We start from the raw sequence: 22,904 nt of genomic DNA, 5'->3' as shown, positions 1-22,904 counted from the left end.
CAATGGGCAATATCCCTTTAGAACATGGTTTGATTGTTGCAACCATTCTTTTTGCACTGGGTTTTTACGGTGTAATGGTGCGACGCAATCTTCTCTTTATGTTGATGAGCCTTGAAATCATGATGAATGCTGCGGCATTGGCATTTGTTTTAGCAGGAAGTGCATGGGCACAACCTGATGGTCAGATTATGTTTATCCTGATTTTGACTCTTGCTGCGGCAGAGGCTTGTATTGGTCTTGCGATTGTCCTTCAGTTTTACCATCGCTTCCACCATCTGGATGTGGATGCTGCTAGTGAGATGCGCGGATGAGTACTTTATATTTAACGATTCTTTTTCCGCTGATCGGTTTTATTTTATTAGCGGTAGGGCGCGACAAGCTCTCTGAAAATGTCGCAGCCATTATTGGTGTCGGCTCGGTTGGACTCTCTGCATTGTTTGCTCTCATTGCCGGACTTGCATTTACCAGCAGTGGACAACCATTTTTTGTCCAACATTTGTGGACTTGGTTTAATGTCGGTGGTTTTGCACCGGATATTACGCTATATCTCGATGGTTTGTCATTACTGATGACAGGCATGATTACGGGTGTGGGTTTCCTCATCCATATCTTTGCTTCATGGTATATGCGCGGCGAAGAAGGCTATGCGCGTTTCTTCTCATATTTCAACCTGTTTGTTGCCAGCATGTTGGTGTTGGTGCTTGGCGATAACTTGGCGTTATTGTTCTTGGGTTGGGAAGGCGTCGGTCTGTGCTCATATCTATTGATTGGATTTTATTATTCAAATCCAGACAATGGCTGGGCTGCGATCAAGGCATTTACAGTGACACGTGTTGGTGACGTATTTTTACTTATTGCATTGTTCCTGCTTTATCAACAGTTTGGTACGTTAAATACGCATTATATCGTTGAAAATGCGGCGACAGTGATGACACAAAGCTCATCGCTTTCAATCTGGACCGCTTTAATGTTGTTCTTGGGTGCGGCAGGTAAATCTGCGCAGATTCCATTACAAACATGGTTGGCCGATGCGATGGCAGGCCCTACGCCTGTTTCAGCACTTATCCACGCTGCAACGATGGTGACAGCGGGTGTCTATCTGACCAGTCGTATGCATAGCGTGATTGAAATGGCGCCAGCAGTGATGCAATTCATTTCAATTACAGGTGCTGTAACTTTGCTCGTCGCAGGTTTTGCAGCATTGGTTCAAACCGATATCAAACGTATTTTGGCTTACTCAACGATGAGTCAGTTGGGTTATATGTTTATGGCAGTGGGTGCAGAAGCCTATCAGGCAGGTCTGTTCCATATGTTGGCTCACGCATTCTTTAAAGCGTTATTGTTCTTATCTTCTGGTGCAGTGATTTTAGCGTGTCATCATGAACAAAACATTTTCAAGATGGGTGGTTTGCGTAAAAAGATTCCATTTGTATTCTGGTGTTTTGTCATCGGCGGCGGTGCACTTGCTGCGCTTCCAATCGTGACCATTGGCTTCTTCTCTAAAGATGCGATCTTAGGCGCAGTTTATGCACAATCTGTGATTGCAAACTTACCACTTTACAATACCTTGTATTGGGTCGGGGTTGCAGGTGCATTCTTAACGTCTATTTATACTTTCCGTTTAATCTGGGTGGTATTTTTTGGCGAAGAAAAAACAGAAGCACATGCTATTCATGGTGTGACTTACTGGGGACCTTTGGCTATTCTTGCATTCTTATCGACAGGTTTCGGTTACTTCTTACAAGCTCCAGTTTTGAAGCTTTTAAGCAGTGCTAATATTCCAAGTTTTGTGATTCCAGAAAGTTTGGAAGCTGCGGTTTCTCACGCAGAACATTTGGCAAGCGGTATTGCGATTGCGGGTTTAATCGTAGGAATCTTGTTGTTTGTATTTGCTTACGCGGCAGTTAAATCTTTTGCTCAAAGTGGTTTGGGTTCAGGTTTAGTGCATATTTGTCGTACTGCATTTGGTTTTGATGCCTTGTATAACATCGTGTTTGTAAAACCTTATTTGTTTATAGCAAGACTTTTAGGTCGAGATCCAATCGATAGCATGTGGCTGGTATTGCCTGCCTTAGTGAAAGGCGGCAACAAATTTACGAGTTCACGTCAAACTGGTTTAGTGCGTGAATACGCTTCCAGTATGTCGCTTGGTGTCGTCGTGCTGTTGATGATCCTTATCGTTATTCAGGTGGTGGGGAAATAAAATGGAAAACAATTTAATTTTACCCGCGCTGATTTTAGTTCCTTTCATTGCTGGTTTTGTTTGCTGGTTGGTCGACAAGCTCGATCAGCATTTACCGCGCTGGATTGCCTTAATTGGTATGCTCGTGACTTTGGGATTGACACTTGCACTATGGCAAAGTGGTCAATTTCATTATGAGCTTGGTGCTCGAGTTCCAACGTGGTCAGCAGAGTTTAATCTTCCTTGGATTCAGACTTTAGGGATTAATATCCATCTTGCTATTGATGGTTTATCACTCTTGATGGTTGGCCTGACTGCACTACTGGGTGTTTTGGCAGTTGGTTGTTCATGGGGTGAAATCCAGAAAAATGTCGGTTTCTTCCATCTAAACCTTTTATGGTCTTTGGGTGGCGTGATCGGGGTTTTCCTTGCAGTTGATTTGTTCTTGTTCTTCTTCTTCTGGGAGATGATGCTGGTTCCAATCTACTTCCTGATCGCACTATGGGGTCACCGTGGTGCAGACGGAAAATCACGTGTCTATGCGGCTACCAAGTTTTTCCTTTATACCCAGATTGCAGGTTTAATCATGCTGATTGGTATTCTGGGTCTGGTGGTCTATGGCTACATGATGACAGGTTCGATCGGATTTGATTACAACTACTTGCTTGCAGTCGCCAATACACTTGATCAGCAAGCACCTGCGGTTGCTTATGCCTTTATGATCTGTATGTTTATTGGTTTTGCAGTGAAATTACCTGTATTTCCACTGCATGGCTGGTTACCCGATGCGCATGCTCAGGCACCGACCGCGGGTTCAGTAGACTTGGCAGGTATTTTGATTAAAACTGCTGCGTATGGTTTACTCCGTTTTGTGATTCCATTCTTCCCAGCGGCTTCGGCACAATTTGCAGATATCGCGATTATTTTTGGTTTGATTGGTATTTTCTACGGTGCTTGGTGTGCCTATCAGCAAACCGATATGAAACGTTTGTTGGCGTATACCTCAATTTCGCACATGGGCTTTGTGCTTCTTGCGATTTATGCCGGTAATATCCTGACCTATCAGGGTTTAATGATCATGATGCTGGCACATGGTTTATCTTCTGCTGCACTCTTCATTATGTCTGGTCAAGTCTATGAGCGTCTACATACGCGTGATTTACGCCTGATGGGTGGTTTGCGTGGACAGCTTCAATATTTACCATTCTTCCTGATGTTCTTTGTGGCTGCTTTGGTGGGTATACCAGGACTAGGTAACTTTATTGGTGAATTCCTGATCCTTATGGGTTCATTTAATAAATATCCTGCGTTCACGATTATCGCTGCGGTGAGTTTGGTCTTTGCAGGACTATATGGTTTGATTTTGATTCATAAAGCATTGTTTGGTGAGCCAAACCCTGAACAAAAACAGCACTATGTTCAACCGCTTAAAGATTTGAATTTACGTGAGCTTGTTATTTTGATGGTGTGTCTGATTGGTTTGGTCTGGTTGGGTCTTTATCCTCAAACCTTCCTCGACGTATCGCACTCAAGCATGCAATGGTTAGCCAATAGCTATAGTCCTGTACAACCTGTGGTTGACTTGACTCAGCAAGCAGCGACTCAGCTTAGTAATGTGGAGATCCAATAAGCCATGAACTTCACAATGTCTTTTTCTCAGCTTATGCCTTTGGCACCCGTGATGATTGTGGCGTTGACCGCAGTCGTTGTGATGATCCTGATTGCAATTAAACGTAATCATAATTTAATTGCAACCGCTTCAGTGGTGGGTCTAAACCTTGCCGCAGCTTATATTCTCATTACGATGTTTGGTGGTCATTTTGTACCATCGAATGTCATGGGAATGTTTATGATCGATCCGTTTACGCTGATTTATCAATTACTCATTATTGTGGCTTCACTTGCGTGCTGTACTTTGTCACATGCGTATATTGAAACCTATAAAGATAATCGCGAAGAACTTTACTTATTGCTTCTGATCTCGGTATCAGGGGCAATGCTGATGGTTGCAAGCGCGCATTATGCTTCTTTCTTCATTAGCCTTGAGTTAATGTCGATCCCAGTTTATGGCTTGTTGGCTTATACCTATCAGCGTAGTCGTTCACTTGAATCTGGTGTGAAGTATCTTGTACTTTCTGCAACTGCTTCTGCAATGCTTTTGATGGGCATGGCTTATATCTATGCCTATACAGGTTCATTGTCTTTCTATGATTCTGTACAAGCATTATTTAATGCGATTCGCCAACCAATGGTGATTTTAGGGCTTGCACTGGTCATTTTTGCGGTTGCATTCAAACTTTCACTGGCGCCATTTCATAAATGGACACCTGATGTTTATGCAGGTGCGCCAGCGCCAATGGCGACCTTTTTGGCGACTGCGGCTAAAGTGGCAACAATTGGTCTATTTGTACGTTATATGCTGACTTCTGGTGCGATCCTTGTCGATTCACTAGTAACGATTTTAACGATCATTGCCGTGTTATCTATTTTAGCGGGTAACTTGCTTGCAGTTCGTCAGGTCAATTTAAAGCGTATTTTGGCTTATTCATCGATTGCGCATTTTGGTTATTTGTTGATTGCTTTAATCAGCATGACCTACGCAAGTTTAGGTAGCGTTACGGTGTATGTCGTGACTTATGTACTGACTACCATTGGTGCATTCGGTGCGGTTGCGTTGATGTCTAGTCCTTATAACAATGTCGATGAAGCTGAAAGTCTTGCGGATTATCGTGGTTTATTCTGGCGTCGTCCTGTTTTAACTGCGACTTTAACCGTAATGATGCTGTCTTTGGCGGGTATTCCATTAACTGCGGGCTTTATTGGTAAATTCCTTGTGGTAATGGCTGCGGTAACGACTCAGCATTGGTTCCTTGCAGCCATGATTATCGTGGGTAGTGGTATTGGTTTGTACTATTACCTACGTGTGATGGTGGTCATGTATATGACTCCGCCTGAGGTTCCTCGTATCGATGCGGATAAGCATTGGGGACAAAAAGTAGGTGGAATCATGGTCTTGGCTGCGGCTGCATTGGTTTTAATTATTGGTATCTATCCAGATCCAGTGATTAAACTAGCCTTAGAAGGCGAGATTTTATCACCTCTGCATTTTGTGTTATCACAACAGCATTAAGCTTGTGTTTTAACAAAAAAAACCTCCATTCGTGGAGGTTTTTTAATTTTCGTCACTAAAACTATTTATAATATATCAAGTTTAATGTTGTTTTAGGTGTTCTCCCGTGCCCATTCAAGAAATCCGTCATCCTCTGATTCGTCATAAACTTGGCTTATTGCGACGTTCGGATATCAGCACAAAAAATTTCCGTGAACTTGCTCAAGAAGTCACAATGCTTCTGACTTATGAAGCGACAAAAGATTTGCAACTGGTCGATCATGAGGTTGATGGTTGGGCGGGCAAAGTCACGACCCAGCGTATTGCAGGTAAAAAAATTACCATCGTTCCGATTTTACGAGCAGGAATCGGCATGTTGGAAGGCGTACTTAACCTGATTCCTAGTGCCAAAGTCAGTGTACTCGGTTTGGAGCGTGATGAAGAAACCTTACAGGCGCGAACGTATTACAAAAAATTAGTTCCTGATGTAGCGAATCGTATCGCGATGATTATTGATCCAATGTTAGCGACGGGTAGTTCACTTGTTGCTGCGATTGATGTTCTTAAAGCCAGCGGATGTAAAGATATTCGTGTCATGATTTTGGTTGCTGCACCTGAAGGCATTAAAAAAGTGCATGAATTGCACCCCGAAGTGGAAATTTATACCGCATCGATTGATGATGGATTGAATGCGCAAGGTTATATCGTGCCTGGCCTTGGTGATGCAGGAGATAAGATTTTTGGTAGTGTCCAAAAAGATTAAAAGACTCCTTTAAAAAGCTGCCAATTTGGCGGCTTTTTTTTTGCAAAAAAGGGATGTGCATTCCAGCTAAATTACTGTTTAAGTTTTTTAAAAAATTAAAATAACCTTAAATTTTTTATAAATATTAAATGGAAATAATTATTTACTAGCTTAGGTGAATAAAAAAATACAATTACAATTATGGAGATAGTATGAATAATGTTAGTGATAATTATTATCAATTGAGATAGGATTGCGCTAATTTTATACAGGGGTACATTTAATGTTTAATACTCAACCCAAAATATTAGCCCGTACAATTTCAGTGATGATGTTTATGGCGGCTGGTAGTAGTTTTATTCACGCTGAAGATATATTACCGACCATCAAACTGAAAGCTGACGATCAAGATCAGCAAGGTTATACCGTTAAAAAATCTAAATCTGCAACCAAGATGGATTTGGCGCTGAAAGATACACCTCAGTCTGTGAGTGTAATTACAAAAGAACAAATCGATGATCAAAACTTAACAACTGTTGAAGATGTATTGAATCAGACCCCGGGTGTATATGTACAGCGTTTTGGTGCGCAAGGTGCAGTAGGCAATGGGGGAGAATATGTATTTTATTATGCTCGCGGTAAACAAATCGTAAATTATCAAGTTGATGGTGTTATGACAGCGCCAGCGATTGATGGCAAAAATGGATCATCTCTGAGTAATTTTGACCCCGCTGTTTTTGAAAACGTGACCGTAATTAAGGGTGCTACTGGCTTGACTAATGGTGCGGGTTATCCAAGCGCAAGTGTAAATTTTAATAGAAAACATGCCAATAGTAGTGTCCCAACTGGAGAGGTTAAACTGAGTGGTGGCTCATGGGATACTTACCGATCACAATTTGATGTACAAGGTGGTTTAAATAGTGCTGGTTCTATTCGTGGTCGCGCTGTGGCATCGTATGGTCAGGGTGATTCATGGAAAGCTTGGGGAGATAATCAGTCAGGGACACTCTATGGCATTATCGATGCTGATATTGACCCTAAAACAACGGTTTCTGTTGGTGGTATGCTAAGTCGTAACAAAGTGACGGGTCTTGGTGTGCATGGTATTGATATGTATGGTATTGACGGTGGTATTAATCCATACACCCCTAGCTTTAATGCCAATGCAAAATTGGCATATAGTCGGGTTGATACTATTAATCTATTTGCACAAGCAAAACATGAATTTGAAAATCGTTGGAATTTGCAGGCAAACTATAACTATACACAACAGCAAATTAAGTCGCTGTTTGGGGTGATCGGTGTAGCCTCAGTCAATTATTCTGATCAGGATGTCATCAAAGGTACAACAACTTATAAAGCACATTATGCATCTCTCGCCGCCTCACAAAATAATTTCAATCCCGAAGAACATAGTTTAGATGTTTCTGCGTCAGGGCCGTATCAATTATTTGGTCGTGAACATGAGTTGATGTTGGGTGCAAGTTATCAGCATATTGAAAATAATAATAACAACTTTTCAGGTTCTAACAGTGCTAATGCGGTTGATTTGAGAACGTGGAATGGCGATGTTGCATTACCTAACGCGGCGACTCAAGTAGTGGGAGTAAATAACAAGAAATATGAGCAAGTCGGATATTATTTGGCTACACGCTTGAATCCAATTGATCATTTACATGTCATTGCTGGTGCTCGTTTATCCGACTATGATTATGAAACATTAGTCACGACTGCAACCAAAAATACACCTACCCATTTTAGTACTTATGCAAAAGTTACTCCTTATGCAGGTATTACTTATGACATTGCTCCGTGGTTAACTGCTTATGCAAGCTATACTAATATTTTCATGCCACAAAGTAACCGTGACTACAATTATGCTTTATTGGATCCGCAAGAAGGTGATAACTATGAAGGTGGTTTTAAAGCGACATTCTTTGAAAATCGCCTGAATCTAAGTGCTTCATATTTTGAAGCCAAGATGGATAATGTAGCGGATGCTGGTACAAAATATGGAAATAATATTCCTTCTGATTTAGTTGGAATCGTCTTACCAACTGATAACTATTATACTGAAATGGATGGTGTAAAAACTAAAGGCTATGAGATAGAAGCAAGTGGTGAAATTCTAGATGGATGGAATATTCAAACTGGTTATACTCATGCAAAATCAAAACAAAATGGTGTAAAAGTAAATACAACGATCCCAGAGGATCAATACAAGCTATTTACCACGTATAACCTACCTGTATTAGATAAAAAACTTACCATTGGTGGTGGTGTAAATTGGCAAAGTGCTTTCTATAATGGCAATGTCACAGGTGTAAATTATATCGCCTATAAACAAGATCAATTTGCACTTGTTAGTTTAATGGCAAAATATCAGATTAATCGTGATTTAAGTGTTGCTTTAAATGTGGATAATATCACAAATGAAAAGTATCGCCTCAATACTTGGGCAAATACTTATGGTGACCCAACTAGCTATACAGGCTCTCTGACCTATAAGTTCTAAATTATCTAATCTAAACAGCAGATACTTTGTTTGCTGCTGTTTAGAAAAATAGAAAAGATAATTTAATTTATAATTGTTTTTATTCTCATTTGAGAATTTATCTTATATAATTAGCCCGATTTTTAATGGGGAAATTTCGTGAAAAAGAACATATTATTTTTATCTCTCATTGCACTACCCGCTTTTGCCTTTGCAGAAGAAAATGTTGTGCTACCTACTATCACTGTTAAAGCGGACTCACAAGCAACCGATGCAACGGGAAAACTTAAAAAAGATGCTAATTTAGGTATTTTGGGTGAAAAATCATTATTAAACACTCCTTTTAGTATTCAGTCTTATACAGAGCAGGCGATACAAGATAAACAAGCTGATTCTGTAATGGATGTTTTAAAAAATGATCCAAGTATACGCACAACAACCAACAGTGGGCATTTAAATGAAAACTTTAAAATACGTGGTCTGAGCGTTGGTTGGGAAGATGCGAATATAAATGGTTCTTATGGTATGGGGCCAACAGGTCGTACACCAACTGATATTTTAGGTTCTGTTACAGTATTAAAAGGGCCGAACGCCTTGGTCGCAGGCATGCCTCCGAGTGGAGGGGTAGGTGGTGTTATTATGGCAACCACTAAACGTGCAGATAGGGATTTAACGCAAGTCTCTGCCATGTATGAAGATGGTGGATACTATAAATCTGGTTTTGATGTAGCTCGCCGTTTTGGAGAAAATAAAGAATTTGGCGCTAGAGCTAGTGCAACTTATGGACAAGGCGAACATATCATTGATGGTATGGATGATAAAAATACTGCTGCGGTAATTGGACTGGATTACACAACAGATAAAGCAAAAATTAATCTTGATGCATATTCTGTTCGTGACGAGCGTGATGGTGGTTCGCCAGCAATGGTATCGTTTGCGACTTTGAAAAGTGTACTTGCAGCACCAGATGGTAAAACAAATTATTTTCCTAAACTTCAAGGGGAACAAGAAAGTCAATATGTAGGTTTATCAGGTGAATATAAGCTTTTATCTAATTTAAAAGCTTATGCAGGAATTGGTTACGCTCAAAAAGAATATGTAGGTCATTTGTTTGGCACACGAATGATTGTCACAAATGCGGCAGGAGATGCCTCAACACAATATTATCGTGTACATGCTAAATATGATAATAGTACAGCTAACATAGGTTTGGAAGGTCAATTTAATACAGGACTAGTTTCACATACCGTTGGCTTACGTGCAGATTATCTATCGAGCCATTTAAAGCAACATTATGCTGCAACATCATCATCATTTAAAACTAATCTATATAATTCAGATGTGGGTAGTTATGGTGAAATGCCAACAACATATCCTGTCTGGGGGCCATATAATCATAGTGAGTTTCTCAGTTATAGCTTGACTGATCAAATGTCTATGTTAAATGACAAGTTGCAAATAATACTAGGTGCACGTTATCAGGATATGGATATTGATTCAATTAACGCGACTACTAAGACATGGAGCAATTATAGTAAAGATAAGATTTCACCAAGTATTGCATTTGTAGTGAAGCCATTTGGAGATAGCTTATCGTTCTATACCAGTTATGTTGAAGCATTAGTACAAGGATCGACGGTTACTTCTACAGCGGATGCAAACTACGGTAATACTTTTGCGCCATTTGAAACTAAACAGTATGAGATTGGTGCGAAATTTCAAGGTGAGCGTTGGTTGCATACTTTAGCAATGTATCAGATTGAAAAACCAAGCACTATGACATTAAATTTGTCGACAAATGATTCACGCTATGTAGCAGGTAAAACTACTACAGTAACAACAGATGGTGCCGAAACTAAATCTAAAGGAATTGAGTATGGTGTATCTGGCAAAGTAACTGATGACTTAATTGTTTATGGGAACTTGGCTTATATTGATACTAAGTATGAAAAAGCTGCATCAAATCAAGGGAATACAGTTGAAGGTACACCAGAGTTTACCGCAGGCTTAGGTTTAGATTATCAAATTCCTTTGATTGAAGGATTAAGTGTTAATACTTTTGTTACTTACATTGATGATCAGTATTTAGATTCAGGCAACACATTAAAAAGAGGTGGTCCCACATGTTTGAACAACTAAAAGCTTATTTATAAGTGATACTCTGCTCTAGTTAAGCTACCTTATTTTGTTGTGGTAGCTGGTCATAGTAAAACTCATCTGGAGTCATTTTGTCCAGACTCGAATGAGGTCGTTTCAAATTATAAAATTCAAAATATGCGTTTAATTGCTTCTTCGCATCCAAAACATTGCTGTAGGCTTTGAGATACACCTCTTCATATTTAACGCTCCGCCATAATCGTTCAACCATCACATTATCAACCCATCGACCTTTACCATCCATACTGATTTGAATGCCATTTGATTTCAATACATCAATAAATGCATCACTGGTAAACTGACTGCCTTGGTCTGTATTAAATATTTCAGGTCGACCATATTTTTCAATAGCTTCATTTAATGTTTCTATGCAAAATGTAACCTCCATACTAATCGATACTCTATGCGCAAGTACCTTGCGGCTATGCCAATCAATCACAGCACATAAATAAACAAAGCCTTTTGCCATAGGGATATACGTTATATCCGTAGACCACACTTGATTACTGCGCTGAATAGCCAATCCTTTGAGCAGATATGGATATTTGCGGTGAGCTTGATTAGCCTGGCTTAAATTTGGTTTGCAATATAACGCATTAATGCCCATTTTCTTCATTAAAGTACGTGTATGACGTCGTCCTATATGATGTCCTTGACGATTCAACAAATCACGCATCATCCGGCTACCTGCAAAAGGGTATTGCATATGTAACTCATCCATACACCGCATTAGCTTCAGATCTGATGCACTCACAGGTTTTGGGCGATAGTAATAACAACCACGGGAGACTTTCAGCAGCTGAGCTTGCTTAGATACTGAAATCTGAAGTGAGTCATCGATTAACTTTTGTGGTTGAAGCGGCCCAGTTTCTTCAACACACCTTCTAAAAAATCAATTTCTAATGCCTGCTCACCGATTTTTGCATGTAGTTTTTTTAGATCGATGGGTGGTTCTGTTGGAGCTTTTGATTGATCGAAAGCTTGCGAGGAAGCTGAAATCAGTTGATTTTTCCAGTCGATAATTTGGTTTTGATGAACATCAAATTCAGCACTCAATTCAGCAAGTGTTTTTTCTGCTTTAATCGCAGCAAGTGCTACCTTAGCTTTAAAATCATTTGAATGATTTCTTCTTGGTCTACGTGCCATAAAATACTCCATATATTGATGTTTATAACATCATTTGGGGAGCAAAATATCACTTATAAGTGTTGTTCAAATTTCCTGATCCACCTCTAAAATTACCAGACTATACTTTGGTTGATTTAGGCGCTAAATATGTAACTAAACTAGGCGGAGTAAATACAACTTTCCGTGCCAATGTTGATAATGTAACAGATAAAAAATATTGGGATGGTGTATTTCAAAGTGGTTTTGCCACAATTGGAGCTGGTCGCACTTATAAACTTGGTGTAACATTTGATTTCTAAATAATGCTTCCTATAAAAAAACCTTTCATATGAAAGGTTTTTTTATTTATGTTTTTAAATTCTCAATTCACACGATTTTCACAGAAATTCATAAAGGCTTTTAAACCTGGTCCCTGATATTTCTGACGATGTACCAATACGTGCAGTGGGCGAGTCAATTCCCAAAAAGGCGTTTCTAAAATTACCAACTGTCCTTTTTCAATTAAAGGTTCAATGGCAAGTCTAGAAATACAAGACATTCCTAAACCACCTGCAACGATTTTCAAGATTGCTTCATTATGTCCCAGGGTGAGGCGAATATTGGCATCTGGGACATCCTGTAAAATGGCGTTATCAAAGACTTCGCGCGTTCCTGAACCTTCTTCACGTAAAATCCATTCGACGTTTAAAAAATCCTGAGGTGTCAAAGGCCGACCTAATTTTGCCAAAGGATGGTCTGGCGAGCAGCAGACAGCAAGCTCATCATTCCGCCAATGGATACATTGTAATTGTGGTAAATGACAGGAACCTTCAATGAGGGCTAAATCAAGCTGAAATTGATTCACCGCCTCAATCATCTGGCGAGTATTCCCGACTTGCAACTGCAAATGTGCCTGAGGATGAATTTGTAGAAAATCTGCCATGAGGTCTGGTATCAAATAGTCACTAATGGTGAGTGTCGCACCTAGACGTAAATCGATACTTTGTAATTCACCTTTGGCGGCTTGTTCAAATGCTTCACAACGCCCCAAAATTTCCAAAGCTTGAGGCAATAAAAAACGACCTAAATCGTTCAATTGTAGGCGTTTGCCTAAACGGTCAAAGAGTGGAGCGCCTAATCCATCTTCAAGGTCAGCCAATGCCATACTGGCAGCACTTTGAGTCAGGCGGACGGCATCGCTGGCTTTAGTTACTGTTCCTTCTTGAGCGACTGCCACAAAGACAGCCAACTGACGTAATGTCATGCGCATGAATCAAGCCTTACCCTTGAAAAGTAGTCATAATTTCTGCTGTCATGCTAACATGAGCATACCCTGTCGTGCCATGTTGAAATTATGTCAATTGAGAAATTTAGCGTAGAAAAAGTCTTATCTGTACAGCGTTGGGCTTCAAATTTGTTTAGTTTTACCATGACCCGTCCAGCGCATTTTAAGTTTACTGCGGGTCAATTTGCCAGAATTGGTCTAAAAGTGGGTGATGATTTGGTGGTGCGCGCTTATTCAGTCGTGTCATCACCGTTTGATGAAACACTAGAGTTCTTTTCGATTGTCGTTCCAAATGGCGCGTTTACCTCAAATTTACAACATCTCAAAGTGGGTGATGAGCTTTACTTAGAAAAAATTTCTTATGGTTTTTTAACCTTGGCGCGTTATCAACTACCTTTACCTCAAGATTTATGGCTATTAGCAACAGGTACAGGGCTGGCGCCTTTTCTTTCGATGTTGCAGGATTTTGCGACATGGCAAAATTACCAGCAAATTCATTTGGTCTATAGTGTTCGTACCGTTTCTGAATTGGCTTATGTCGATCGTATACAAGAGATTGCGGCAAGTTTTGGTGAAGGACATACTGGATTTAAGTTCGTTCCAGTGATTACGCGTGATCCAAATGCTGTTTTGCACGAAAGATTGCCAGTGTTAATTGAAAATGGTGAACTGGAAAAAGCGGTTGGTTATTCGTTAAATCCTGCAACCAGTCATGTCATGCTTTGTGGTAATCCACAAATGGTTGAAGATACCAAAGAGGCATTAAAACGCCGTGGTTTAACCATGAACCGTCGTAGTGAAGGCAATATTGCCGTGGAAAATTATTGGTGATGAGCTGCGACTAAAGCAGCGCAAGGGCGGTTATAGCAGCGCAAGGGCGACTAAAGCAGTGCAAGAGCGGTTATAGCAGTGTAAGAGCAAAGCAGAGCACGGGTGATTTAAAGCACCCGTGTCATCAAATCACATGAACAGATACCATGAGTTAAATATGACCCATATAAATACGGGCTTTAATGTACAAACATGTCCATAAATTCACGTAATTCCTGAATGGCTGAATCCAGATCTGTGCTCAACCACGTTGGCTCAAAGAATCCCGCATAATGTTCTAAACGCTCTTGTGGAACCACCAGACGAATTGGACATTCTTCTTCAAGTAGACGCCACGGTAGGATGGGAACTTCATTGTCCAGAAATGAATTCACGTTTCGAATATCAATGATCATCGCATTGATACAATCTGGAAAAGGCATGACTGAAAATTCTTCAGTGCGACGTCTAAAATATTCCAGATCACCCCATTTCAAACTGTAACTAGCTTTATTAAAGCTAATAATTCCGATCAGATGTTCATCACGTGTGACGTGTAATGAGCATTCATGTGTGACGTCAGTGTCTAAATCCAGAGTGACGCTTTGCTGACGATACGACATAAAGACCTGAGCAAAAAAATGGGTGGGCTATTATAGCCTATTTTTATATACAACGCAGAAACAAAGAACACGATAGCGCTATGCTTTTTCACACAATGCTACATAAGTGCTTGTTATGATAAAGAACAATGGAAAATAAAAGAGGGGATTGCGATGACACATGATTTTAATAAACCAACACCACATACTTCGTCACCAGAAGAGACCGAAAAGAAACGTCGTTTGCCGGTTTATATTCTGGCAATTGTGGGAATTTTTTTAGTGGCATTGATTGTGTATATGGTGGCTGATCATAAACCAGATGCAAGTGATGCACCACCAGATCATCCAAATCCAAATGCACAACCTGCTACGCCAAATAATTCAACTACCAATAGCCAACAGTCATAAATTGTTATCGATTCTAATTTTTAACAAGCCATCTAATGTGATTAGATGGCTTTTTTGCAATCTTTTACTTCATTTTTGTAGTAGTTCTTATATTGCATCTTGAATAAAAAATAAGAACAAAATATGTTGAGGTAGATCACAAATAATATCCATTCTTAAAACCATTTTACAGCTTAACTTCATCAAGACTAAGCCGTGATTAATATAACAAAGAGGGCATGACCTATATGAACGATTATTTTAACAATGAGGCTGCGCAAGCCCATTATGGATTTATGTACTATTGGGATATGTTTCAGCCCATTATCGCGGCAATTGCAGTTTTTATTATTGGTTGGATTTTGGCACTGATTATCGCTGCGGGTGTCAAAAAATTACTCAATCTAATTGGAACCAATCGTCATTTATCGACCGCAACGGGTAAAGCACCAGACTTTGAGTCAATTATTTCAAAATTTATATTTTGGTTTGTGTTGATTATTGCGCTGATTGCTTCTTTAAACGTACTGAATATTTATAGTGTCAGCGGGCCATTTAGTGCCATGATCACCCAAGTATTGGTTTTTGTGCCGAATCTTATTGCAGCGGCTGTCGTGGCTTTTGTGGGTTGGATCTTGGCGCGTTTGGTGCGAGCAGGACTATCCAAAGCTTTGTCTAAGACTCAACTTGATGAGAAACTGAGCAATGAAGTCGGTGTTCGACCACTCAGTGAAAATATTGCAGATATTATCTATTGGTTAATTCTGCTTTTATTTTTACCTATTGTCCTTTCGATTTTAGGACTCTCAGGTCTTTTACTCCCTGTTCAGGCAATGGTGGCTGAAGTTGTTGGATATCTTCCAAACATCTTTATTGCAGGCGTGATCGTTTTTGTTGGCTACATTTTGGCAAAAATTGTACGTGGGATTACAGAAGGCTTGGTCAATAGTGTGGGTTTACAAGCTCAAGCTGAGAAAATAGGACTGTTTAAAAACAGCAATATCGCCAATGTATTAGGTTCTCTGGTTTTTGCGCTGATCTTTATTACTGCATTGATTATCGCATTTGAAGCGCTTGGAATTGAGTCTATTTCTCAGCCAGCAACAGCCATGCTCAATGAGATCATGTTTGCGATTCCAAATATTATTGCTGCTGGTCTGATTTTGATTATTGCCTATGTCGTCTCCCGTTTTGTCGCAAAACTGGTTGAAGATATTTTGGCAGGTACAGGTGTCGATGATGTTCCTGCAAAGTTTGACTTACAGCGTTTCTTGGGATCGACTAAAATCTCGCATGTGGTTGGTGTCTTAATCGTATTCTTTACCATGTTGTTTGCGGTTGCAGAAGCAGCGAATCGTCTTGGTTTTGATCAGATTAGTCATCTGGTCGCGATCTTCATTGCCTTCGGCGCCAACATTTTACTTGGTGCTTTAATTCTGGTCGTAGGTTTCTGGTTAGCCAATATCGTGGCAAATGTCGTTCAACGCGGTGAATATAACAGCTCACGCTGGTTAGGTAATCTGGTTCGTATCTTGATTATGGGCTTGGTTCTAGCGATGGGACTACGCGCAATGGGTATTGCCGATTCAATCGTCAATCTGGCTTTTGGACTCACACTCGGTTCGGTGGCAGTCGCATTTGCTCTCGCTTTTGGTCTGGGTGGTCGTCAACCTGCAGAACGTGTTTTGACCGATCTTATTGATAAAGCCAAAGCTGAGGGAAATAAACCCAATCCAATCGCGAAAACTCAATCAGCGGTTGTGGTTGAAACACCTGTTGCATCATCGCCTGTTGCACCCTCAGAGGCGGCAACAGATCATAATGTTCCTACCACGTTTGATGTAGACCCCGCGCATAAACCTTTAAATAATCCTTATGGCTCTAAAGGCGAAGGTGAGGATGATCCAACATCAAAACCCGATGATCAACCGAAATAAGTTTTGATTTTTGCACCAGAATCGGCCACTCTATCCTGAGTGGTCGTTTTTTTAGACCGTTAAAATAGATTTTTCATCACTGTTTCGCCTTCTTTATTTTCTCTCTAAAGAAGAAATAAAAAAGACGTATGAAAGCAATCTAATCAATGACTTATAAAAAATAAAAGAGGAGTGAAAAATGCAAAAGCAGCCGAATCGATTTATCGCCCCGATTGTGATTGCGGGTATTACTGTCGGATTTTTGGTCAGTGCTTATAAGTTTGTATTTGCCAAAAATAAAGTGACACAAACAGAAAAAACAGGTGTAGATGAAACTCCTTCAATCGAAGCCAATCAGATCGATGCTGCACCATAATTTTGACGTATTTTATACATATTGTGCAGCGGCATAGGCCGATGACCACGCCCACTGAAAGTTATAACCGCCTAAATGTCCAGTCACATCTAAAACTTCACCAATAAAATAGAGCCCCTTAACTTTCTGGCTTTGCATGGTTTTGGATGAAATTTCAGCGGTGTCTACTCCACCCAAAGTCACTTCGGCGGTACGATAGCCTTCAGTCCCGGAGGGTTTCACTACAAAACCATGAAGCTGTGCTGCAATCTGCTCCAAGACTGTATCACTCAGTTGAGCAATCGCGGTTTCTGCATAGTTAGGCCAGATCAGTTGTTGTAACTCAAGCACAATGCTTTTTGCGGTCAGTTCGGATAATAACGTGCGTAACAAGACTTTGGGTTGCTGCTGTTTTTTTTGTTTCAAATAATCAGCTAAGTCTTGGGTAGGAAAAAAGTTGATCTGAAAAGATTCACCTGCTTGCCAATAATTGGAAAGTTGCAGTGAACTTGGACCACTTAAACCACGATGAGTAAAGAGTAGTGCCTCGGTAAAACTGTTTTTATCATTGGAAAGTGTCACCTCCAAAGCATTCCCACTCAGGCGTGTGGTTACTTCTTTAAATTGATCAGAAAAAGTAAAGGGGACTAATCCTGCGCGAGTTGGAAAAACCTGATGACCAAATTGTTTAGCTAGCTCATAGCCAATTCCTGAACCACCTAGTGTTGGAATTGAAAGGCCACCTGATGCAACAACCAGAGATTCACAAGTAAAGGTTGCGTGTGTACTTTGAACTTCAAAAAGTTGATGGTCTAATTGCTTCACAGTTTTTACTTCACAGTCCGTTTTTATGTTGACCAGTTTCGTTTTATCGCATTCAGCTAAAAGCATATTCAAAATATCTTTTGAACCATTTAAGGTAAAAAGCTGTCCATGCTTACGTTCTTCATAGGCGATGCCATAGTCACAGACCAAGCCGATAAAATCCCAATTGTTATAACGTGATAAGGCCGAAATCACAAAATGTGGATTATGTGAAATAAAATTCTCAGGCTCGACATACAGGTTAGTAAAATTACATTTACCTCCGCCAGACATCAGGATTTTTTTTCCGACTTTGTTGGCTTTTTCGACCACTAAAACTTTGCGTCCACGCTGAGCAGCCTGAGCCGCCAGCATTAGTCCAGACGCACCGGCACCCAGAACAATGACATCATAATGCATGGACATAAATTTACTCAGCGTTATAAAAGCGCGACATTATAAAAGATTTTGCCTGCCCTGTAATCCACCACTATGAATTGCTAAAATTCGGGTATGAGGAGGAAAGTAAGCCTTTTCGATCAAGTCAAAAATGCCAAATAGCATTTTTCCTGTATAAATGGGCTCAAGTGGAATTTGATATTGTTTTTCGAAAAACTGAATAAACTCGATTAACTGCGCGGAAGTCTTGGCATAACCGCCACAACAATACTCATCTATAATCTTCCAGTTTTTCTTTGCGGTAAGGTGGGTAACGTCACTCGTTAAAAAATCGCCTTTTAACGCAGAGAAACCCAAAATATTTTGATTAAAGTGACTTGATTCAATCAATCCTGTGATCGTGCCGCCAGTTCCCACCGCACAGCAAATCACATCGTAATTTTGTCGATCTTGTTCGCTTAAAATTTCTTTGCAACCTTGAATGGCAAGAGAGTTTGTTCCACCTTCTGGAATAATATAGGCGTTTGGAAATCGAGATTGTAATTCTGCCAAAAAATCAGGTTGCTCTTTATTGCGATAATCCTGTCGATTGATGAATTCGAGTTGCATGCCAAACTGCGAGGCAGTGGCCAAAGTGTGATTTAAGCGTTGATCAGCCAGTTCTTCACCACGAATGATGCCAATACTGTTAAAGCCAAAATAATGGGCTGCATAAGCTGTAGCTGCAATATGGTTGGAAAATGCGCCACCAAAAGTAATCAGGGTATCCTGCCCCAGTTGTTTGGCATGCTGTAAGTTATATTTGAGCTTATAAAATTTATTGCCTGAAATATGTGGATGAATGAGATCCAGACGTTTTAAATCAAGATGTATGTCAGGCTGATCCATGAGAGTTTGATATCCCACAGCTTGTGCAATAGCGTTGAACATAGAAGACAGCCTGAATTAAAACGTCATATCAATAAGAAAAATAGCTAGTCCATAGCTTTGGATGATGTATCTACCGAAGTGATCACCGACATCCCCGGACGTAAGCGTTCCAAGCCTTTTTGATTCGGGTCAATCGCAATCCGTACAGAAATTCGCTGTACCACTTTGGTAAAGTTACCTGTCGCATTATCTGCTTTGAGTACACTAAACTCTGAACCCGCAGCAGGGGAGATTTGCTCAACATGACCTGTAAATTTCTGATGATCTAAGGCATCGACGGTGAAAGTGACTTTTTGCCCAATTTTCATATTGGCGATCTGGGTTTCTTTAAAATTGGCAATCACCCAAGTTTGTTGAGGAATCAAATACAATAACTGTGAACCTGCTGCGACATATTGCCCCACACGTGGATTGACTTCACCTAATTGTCCATCCATTGGCGCAGTAATCACACTATAATCTTTGGTGGTCATTGCCTGATCCAGTTGTGCCTGTGCATTGGTGACTTGCGCTTCTAAACCTGTTTGTGCGACTTGCGCGGTTTTTAGGGCTTCCTGTGCAACATTTACATTGGCCTGAGCTTGTTTGAGTAACGCCAGATTATTTTTTACATCTGCTGCGGCTTTATCACGTTCTGATTTAGAGGCTGCGCCGCTATCGCCCAGTTGTTGGTAGCGCTGTAATTGTGTCATCGATAAATCATATTGCGCCTGAGCTTGGTCAACTTTAGCTTGAGCCGCAGCAATATCGGCTTGCCGCTGAGCAATCGTCTGAGTTTGATTGGCCAGACTATTTTTTGCTTGTTCAACCGCAGACTGTGCTTGCGTCACTTTTTGGTCATAAGTCGTGGCATCAATATGCATCAAAGCTTGACCTTTTTTGACGTAGTCAAAATCTTTGACCAGTACATCTTTGATATAACCATTAATCTGTGACGAAAGGACAGTGGTTTTACCTTTGACATAGCTATTGTCAGTTTGCTCAATGGCAGTATGAAATGGCCCAATACGCCATGCCCACATAATGAGTCCTAAGCCTACCAACAGCACGATAAACATGATTGCCAATGTCGATTTTTTGGTTGGAATCAACTTCCCGACGCGCTGAACAGGTTTGAGCGGGGCAGGTTGTGGCGTGGCAGAAGATGTCGTTCCAGATTGAGACTGATTTGTTTGATTCGAATCAGGTTCATTCTGTGGATTGGTTTTTTGCTCGTCACTCATAAATTATACTCAAACACGCCACTTAGGATGATGTCGATGAGGCAGTCAGTTTCTCACGATAAGTAAGATACTTCGCCCAGATAATATTGCACAATCCCCAAAGGAATAACACAATCGCCACGATACTATTAAAATTAATCACATCGTTATAAGCTCGGACTTGAGCCTCACGATTTGCAGTTTGCGATAAGGTTTTGGTTGCCTGTAATTGATCCTGAACAGGATCGGCAATGTTGGGGCTAAATTTTGCCTGATATTGTTTTAAACGTTGATCAATGGTTGGATCAGTTCGTTCCAAATTACGACTGATGTCCATTTGATACACTTGGGTTTGACGTTTTTGATAAGTATTATAAAACGATGAACCAATCAAGCCACCAAAGTTTTGTGTGGCAGAAAATAACACGATAAACGTCACCACATGTGCAGGGCTTTCTTTCAAAGCGCGTCCAAATCCCACCAAAAGTAGGGGGCCAATAAATAATCCATTGGCAAAGGCAATCAGAAATTGACTGTGATAGAAATTTTGTGGACGAATATCACTGGTCAAATGTGCATCCAGTTTACTGGCGATCAAAATCAAAAAGGAGGCTAAAACCAGATGTAATAATGTTCGTTCTCGAGAAAATGTGACCGCACTAAATAAAACGCCTGCCAACATCCCAAAAAAGATCACGCTATATAGCCCAACAAACTGATCTGGCCCCATGCCCATGGTTTTTAGAAAATTCACCGCGGCATAACTTTGTTCTGACAATAAAAAGCGCAGACACAACGCTCCAAATACAAAGCGTAGTACAGCAAACGTACCTAACCAGCGGGTCATAATCAGGGGGTTACTACGATGATGTTCATAAATAAAGCCAAACACCAGTAATACAAAACCCGTCATTAACACATAAGCCAGCCAAGGTGAATCAAACCACCACAGCAAAGGTCCTTGTGTTAAAACCGCGCAGATGCAGGCGAAACCTGGTGCCAGCAATAAAAAGGTAACAATATCTTGTCGTTCAAAAACAGCAATACGTAAACTACGGGGTAACTTGAGGGAAACCACCATGGCATAGCAACACACTGCCAAACCTAACTCAAAAGTATATAAGACCGTCCAGTCGTTGACCGTAACCAATGCAGGCGAAATGATCCATGCCAATGGTACACCGAGTTGACCGAAGCCGAAGCCAATATACAGACCTCTTAAACGGTGTTCTTTGGTAAAGCCCTGCATGATGTAATACATGCCCAGAGAGCTAAGTGGTGCTGCAACCATCCCACTGATAAAACGTACAAAAATAGCCATGTGATAATTTTGTACGAAAATATGCAGGATCATCACTGCGATAAACGCAAGCAGACCAATTTCAGTAAAGAGGCGTAAACCATATTGTTGTCTGGCTTTAAACAAAATCAGGTTAGAACTGACATTCGCCATGACATAAGCCGCAGGAAGCCACGCACTCTCAACAGGCGTTAGTCCATATTCACCCTGTAACTGAGGTAAATTAGCGGTAATAAAACCATTACTTAGCCCTGCGGTGAGGGCAATAAAAGTTCCGATAATAAAATACAGATATCTTTTATGAGAGGGATGTTCAATTGAAGGCGGCGAACCCGGTAATACGGGACGTTCATCATCTGTCCAGTCTGGTGGTGTTTCCAGATAACGCGGACTCTCAGCCATGATACACCCCGTTATTCAAACAAATGCCATTGAGTAATAACTCGACTGCACGACTGGCAAATCGAATTCTTTGCGTTTCATCATGTCCGCGAAAAGACGACGACAACATGGAAACAATGCTACGGTAATCTTCAAAATTAAAGTCAGGACGACAAATTCGTTTTTCAATCGCCCGATCAATGAGCGGCTGCACAATCAGTTGATGATGCTGTATCAGTGAAATCAGCACTTCATCGTGTTGGTCCAGCACTCGCCAATACTCCATCAGAGCCGAAAGATTATTTAAATTATGGACATGACTTTTAATTAATCGAATTAAACCATCATCGTACATACGATATTGTTCCGCACGAAGTTCCAGATGAGAGACGGCTTGTTCAAGTAAGGCATAGACTAAAGCCTTTCGGTCAGTAAAGTTTCGATAAAAAGTTGCACGCCCCACACCCGCATGGTCGATAATGATTTGTAACGGAACACTCATTCCATGAATTTTAAACATCTCAACCGCAGCTTCGAGTAAATCTTCCCGATTTTTGGCCGCACGTTTGATATGTTTACTCATAGAGGAGAGATGCTGAATTTGATCGATATATTTTACGGACGTTTTTGTCCGATTTTCCAGTGGAATTATTATCAAATTGTAAAAATAACTAAAAGTTATTAATAATTAAAAAATTCATTATTTTATTTTTTATATTCTTCAGATTAAGCTCAATAT

At 40.5% G+C, this 22,904-nt stretch carries 19 protein-coding genes and 1 pseudogene; 12 read left to right on the top strand and 8 right to left on the bottom strand.

The window, feature by feature from the left end:
- Nucleotides 1–2 precede the first annotated feature (2 nt).
- The 7 genes from nuoK to I6L31_RS05860 all read left to right on the top strand — a co-directional run bounded on the left by nuoK (nt 3) and on the right by I6L31_RS05860 (nt 10,666).
- A complete protein-coding gene (nuoK, locus tag I6L31_RS05890) occupies nt 3–311 on the top strand; it encodes an NADH-quinone oxidoreductase subunit NuoK (protein WP_004987386.1) in 309 nt (102 codons plus the stop codon).
- A complete protein-coding gene (gene nuoL, locus I6L31_RS05885; protein ID WP_005005221.1) occupies nt 308–2,203 on the top strand; it encodes an NADH-quinone oxidoreductase subunit L in 1,896 nt (631 codons plus the stop codon). Before nuoK ends, nuoL begins: the two co-directional genes overlap by 4 nt.
- A 1-nt stretch (nt 2,204) precedes the next feature.
- The gene (nuoM, locus tag I6L31_RS05880; protein ID WP_004987384.1) at nt 2,205–3,812 is read left to right on the top strand and encodes an NADH-quinone oxidoreductase subunit M; all 1,608 of its coding nucleotides are present in this window, start codon (nt 2,205–2,207) and stop codon (nt 3,810–3,812) included.
- Between the two features lie 3 nt (nt 3,813–3,815).
- Nucleotides 3,816–5,312 carry an NADH-quinone oxidoreductase subunit NuoN gene (gene nuoN, locus I6L31_RS05875; RefSeq protein WP_004987382.1) on the top strand — a complete coding sequence of 499 codons (1,497 nt, stop codon included), beginning with the start codon at nt 3,816–3,818 and terminating at the stop codon, nt 5,310–5,312.
- Between the two features lie 106 nt (nt 5,313–5,418).
- Nucleotides 5,419–6,054, top strand: a complete 636-nt coding sequence (upp, locus tag I6L31_RS05870) for a uracil phosphoribosyltransferase (protein WP_004987377.1) — start codon at nt 5,419–5,421, stop codon at nt 6,052–6,054.
- 262 nt (nt 6,055–6,316) lie between these two features.
- Entirely contained in the window at nt 6,317–8,548 is a 2,232-nt protein-coding gene (locus tag I6L31_RS05865; RefSeq protein WP_004987374.1) for a TonB-dependent siderophore receptor, read from the top strand.
- Between the two features lie 138 nt (nt 8,549–8,686).
- Complete coding sequence (locus I6L31_RS05860; protein ID WP_005005220.1) at nt 8,687–10,666, top strand: TonB-dependent receptor; 1,980 nt, start codon at nt 8,687–8,689, stop codon at nt 10,664–10,666.
- A 31-nt stretch (nt 10,667–10,697) separates the two neighbouring features.
- On the opposite strand, the gene I6L31_RS05855 is transcribed toward I6L31_RS05860, so the two are convergent.
- Nucleotides 10,698–11,830 (bottom strand): IS3 family transposase gene (locus tag I6L31_RS05855; RefSeq protein ID WP_223235881.1). Its coding sequence is split into 2 segments (ribosomal slippage): nt 10,698–11,578 and nt 11,578–11,830, totalling 1,134 coding nucleotides; the frame shifts between segments, so codons are not numbered across the junction.
- An 86-nt stretch (nt 11,831–11,916) separates the two neighbouring features.
- On the opposite strand from I6L31_RS05855, the pseudogene I6L31_RS05850 reads away from it, so the two are divergent.
- Nucleotides 11,917–12,111 (top strand): annotated as a pseudogene (locus I6L31_RS05850) (hypothetical protein); the annotation flags it as partial.
- Nucleotides 12,112–12,173: 62 nt separating this feature from the next.
- Here I6L31_RS05850 and gigC read toward each other — a convergent pair.
- Nucleotides 12,174–13,061 (bottom strand): LysR family transcriptional regulator GigC, encoded by an 888-nt coding sequence (gene gigC / locus I6L31_RS05845; RefSeq protein ID WP_004987367.1) that lies wholly within the window; start codon nt 13,059–13,061, stop codon nt 12,174–12,176.
- 84 nt (nt 13,062–13,145) lie between these two features.
- Between gigC and I6L31_RS05840 the strand changes: the two genes are divergently transcribed.
- Nucleotides 13,146–13,907, top strand: a complete 762-nt coding sequence (locus I6L31_RS05840; RefSeq protein WP_005005217.1) for a ferredoxin--NADP reductase — start codon at nt 13,146–13,148, stop codon at nt 13,905–13,907.
- A gap of 179 nt (nt 13,908–14,086) precedes the next feature.
- Here the strand turns inward: I6L31_RS05840 and I6L31_RS05835 are convergent, their stop codons facing one another.
- Nucleotides 14,087–14,509 carry a hypothetical protein gene (locus I6L31_RS05835; protein WP_004987358.1) on the bottom strand — a complete coding sequence of 141 codons (423 nt, stop codon included), beginning with the start codon at nt 14,507–14,509 and terminating at the stop codon, nt 14,087–14,089.
- A 153-nt stretch (nt 14,510–14,662) separates the two neighbouring features.
- Here I6L31_RS05835 and I6L31_RS05830 point away from each other — a divergent pair, with 153 nt between their 5' ends.
- From I6L31_RS05830 to I6L31_RS05820, 3 genes are all read left to right on the top strand, one after another.
- The gene (locus I6L31_RS05830) at nt 14,663–14,899 is read left to right on the top strand and encodes a flagellar basal body-associated FliL family protein (protein ID WP_004987355.1); all 237 of its coding nucleotides are present in this window, start codon (nt 14,663–14,665) and stop codon (nt 14,897–14,899) included.
- A 227-nt stretch (nt 14,900–15,126) separates the two neighbouring features.
- Nucleotides 15,127–16,815, top strand: coding sequence for a mechanosensitive ion channel (locus tag I6L31_RS05825; protein WP_005005215.1), 1,689 nt, complete (start codon nt 15,127–15,129; stop codon nt 16,813–16,815).
- A gap of 178 nt (nt 16,816–16,993) precedes the next feature.
- Nucleotides 16,994–17,170 carry a hypothetical protein gene (locus tag I6L31_RS05820; RefSeq protein ID WP_004987350.1) on the top strand — a complete coding sequence of 59 codons (177 nt, stop codon included), beginning with the start codon at nt 16,994–16,996 and terminating at the stop codon, nt 17,168–17,170.
- Between the two features lie 12 nt (nt 17,171–17,182).
- Here I6L31_RS05820 and I6L31_RS05815 read toward each other — a convergent pair whose 3' ends face one another.
- The 5 genes from I6L31_RS05815 to I6L31_RS05795 are packed head-to-tail and all read right to left on the bottom strand — an operon-like array spanning nt 17,183 to nt 22,748.
- Nucleotides 17,183–18,379: a BaiN/RdsA family NAD(P)/FAD-dependent oxidoreductase gene (locus I6L31_RS05815; RefSeq protein ID WP_005005212.1), complete on the bottom strand. Its 1,197-nt coding sequence runs from the start codon at nt 18,377–18,379 to the stop codon at nt 17,183–17,185.
- A gap of 30 nt (nt 18,380–18,409) precedes the next feature.
- A complete protein-coding gene (locus I6L31_RS05810; RefSeq protein ID WP_004987341.1) occupies nt 18,410–19,282 on the bottom strand; it encodes a 1-aminocyclopropane-1-carboxylate deaminase/D-cysteine desulfhydrase in 873 nt (290 codons plus the stop codon).
- Nucleotides 19,283–19,326: 44 nt separating this feature from the next.
- The gene (locus tag I6L31_RS05805; RefSeq protein WP_004987340.1) at nt 19,327–20,505 is read right to left on the bottom strand and encodes an HlyD family secretion protein; all 1,179 of its coding nucleotides are present in this window, start codon (nt 20,503–20,505) and stop codon (nt 19,327–19,329) included.
- Between the two features lie 22 nt (nt 20,506–20,527).
- Nucleotides 20,528–22,186 carry an MFS transporter gene (locus I6L31_RS05800; protein WP_004987339.1) on the bottom strand — a complete coding sequence of 553 codons (1,659 nt, stop codon included), beginning with the start codon at nt 22,184–22,186 and terminating at the stop codon, nt 20,528–20,530.
- The gene (locus I6L31_RS05795; protein ID WP_005005210.1) at nt 22,179–22,748 is read right to left on the bottom strand and encodes a TetR/AcrR family transcriptional regulator; all 570 of its coding nucleotides are present in this window, start codon (nt 22,746–22,748) and stop codon (nt 22,179–22,181) included. The genes I6L31_RS05800 and I6L31_RS05795 overlap by 8 nt, the downstream gene beginning before the upstream one ends.
- Between the last annotated feature and the right edge of the window lie 156 nt (nt 22,749–22,904).

The organism is Acinetobacter septicus (assembly GCF_019355975.1).
GTDB classification, from domain to species: domain Bacteria; phylum Pseudomonadota; class Gammaproteobacteria; order Pseudomonadales; family Moraxellaceae; genus Acinetobacter; species Acinetobacter ursingii.
Note: the sequence above shows the minus strand (reverse complement) of the source record. Positions and strands in the feature narration are given on the sequence as shown.

Excerpts from the sequence above, each read along its gene's own strand:
- nuoK (WP_004987386.1), top strand. The coding sequence starts at position 3 with ATGGGCAATATCCCTTTAGAACATGGTTTGATTGTTGCAACCATTCTT.
- nuoL (WP_005005221.1), top strand. The coding sequence starts at position 308 with ATGAGTACTTTATATTTAACGATTCTTTTTCCGCTGATCGGTTTTATT.
- nuoM (WP_004987384.1), top strand. The coding sequence starts at position 2,205 with ATGGAAAACAATTTAATTTTACCCGCGCTGATTTTAGTTCCTTTCATT.
- nuoN (WP_004987382.1), top strand. The coding sequence starts at position 3,816 with ATGAACTTCACAATGTCTTTTTCTCAGCTTATGCCTTTGGCACCCGTG.
- I6L31_RS05865 (WP_004987374.1), top strand. The coding sequence starts at position 6,317 with ATGTTTAATACTCAACCCAAAATATTAGCCCGTACAATTTCAGTGATG.
- gigC (WP_004987367.1), bottom strand. The coding sequence starts at position 13,061 with ATGCGCATGACATTACGTCAGTTGGCTGTCTTTGTGGCAGTCGCTCAA.
- I6L31_RS05840 (WP_005005217.1), top strand. The coding sequence starts at position 13,146 with ATGTCAATTGAGAAATTTAGCGTAGAAAAAGTCTTATCTGTACAGCGT.
- I6L31_RS05835 (WP_004987358.1), bottom strand. The coding sequence starts at position 14,509 with ATGTCGTATCGTCAGCAAAGCGTCACTCTGGATTTAGACACTGACGTC.
- I6L31_RS05830 (WP_004987355.1), top strand. The coding sequence starts at position 14,663 with ATGACACATGATTTTAATAAACCAACACCACATACTTCGTCACCAGAA.
- I6L31_RS05825 (WP_005005215.1), top strand. The coding sequence starts at position 15,127 with ATGAACGATTATTTTAACAATGAGGCTGCGCAAGCCCATTATGGATTT.
- I6L31_RS05820 (WP_004987350.1), top strand. The coding sequence starts at position 16,994 with ATGCAAAAGCAGCCGAATCGATTTATCGCCCCGATTGTGATTGCGGGT.
- I6L31_RS05815 (WP_005005212.1), bottom strand. The coding sequence starts at position 18,379 with ATGTCCATGCATTATGATGTCATTGTTCTGGGTGCCGGTGCGTCTGGA.
- I6L31_RS05810 (WP_004987341.1), bottom strand. The coding sequence starts at position 19,282 with ATGTTCAACGCTATTGCACAAGCTGTGGGATATCAAACTCTCATGGAT.
- I6L31_RS05805 (WP_004987340.1), bottom strand. The coding sequence starts at position 20,505 with ATGAGTGACGAGCAAAAAACCAATCCACAGAATGAACCTGATTCGAAT.
- I6L31_RS05800 (WP_004987339.1), bottom strand. The coding sequence starts at position 22,186 with ATGGCTGAGAGTCCGCGTTATCTGGAAACACCACCAGACTGGACAGAT.
- I6L31_RS05795 (WP_005005210.1), bottom strand. The coding sequence starts at position 22,748 with ATGAGTAAACATATCAAACGTGCGGCCAAAAATCGGGAAGATTTACTC.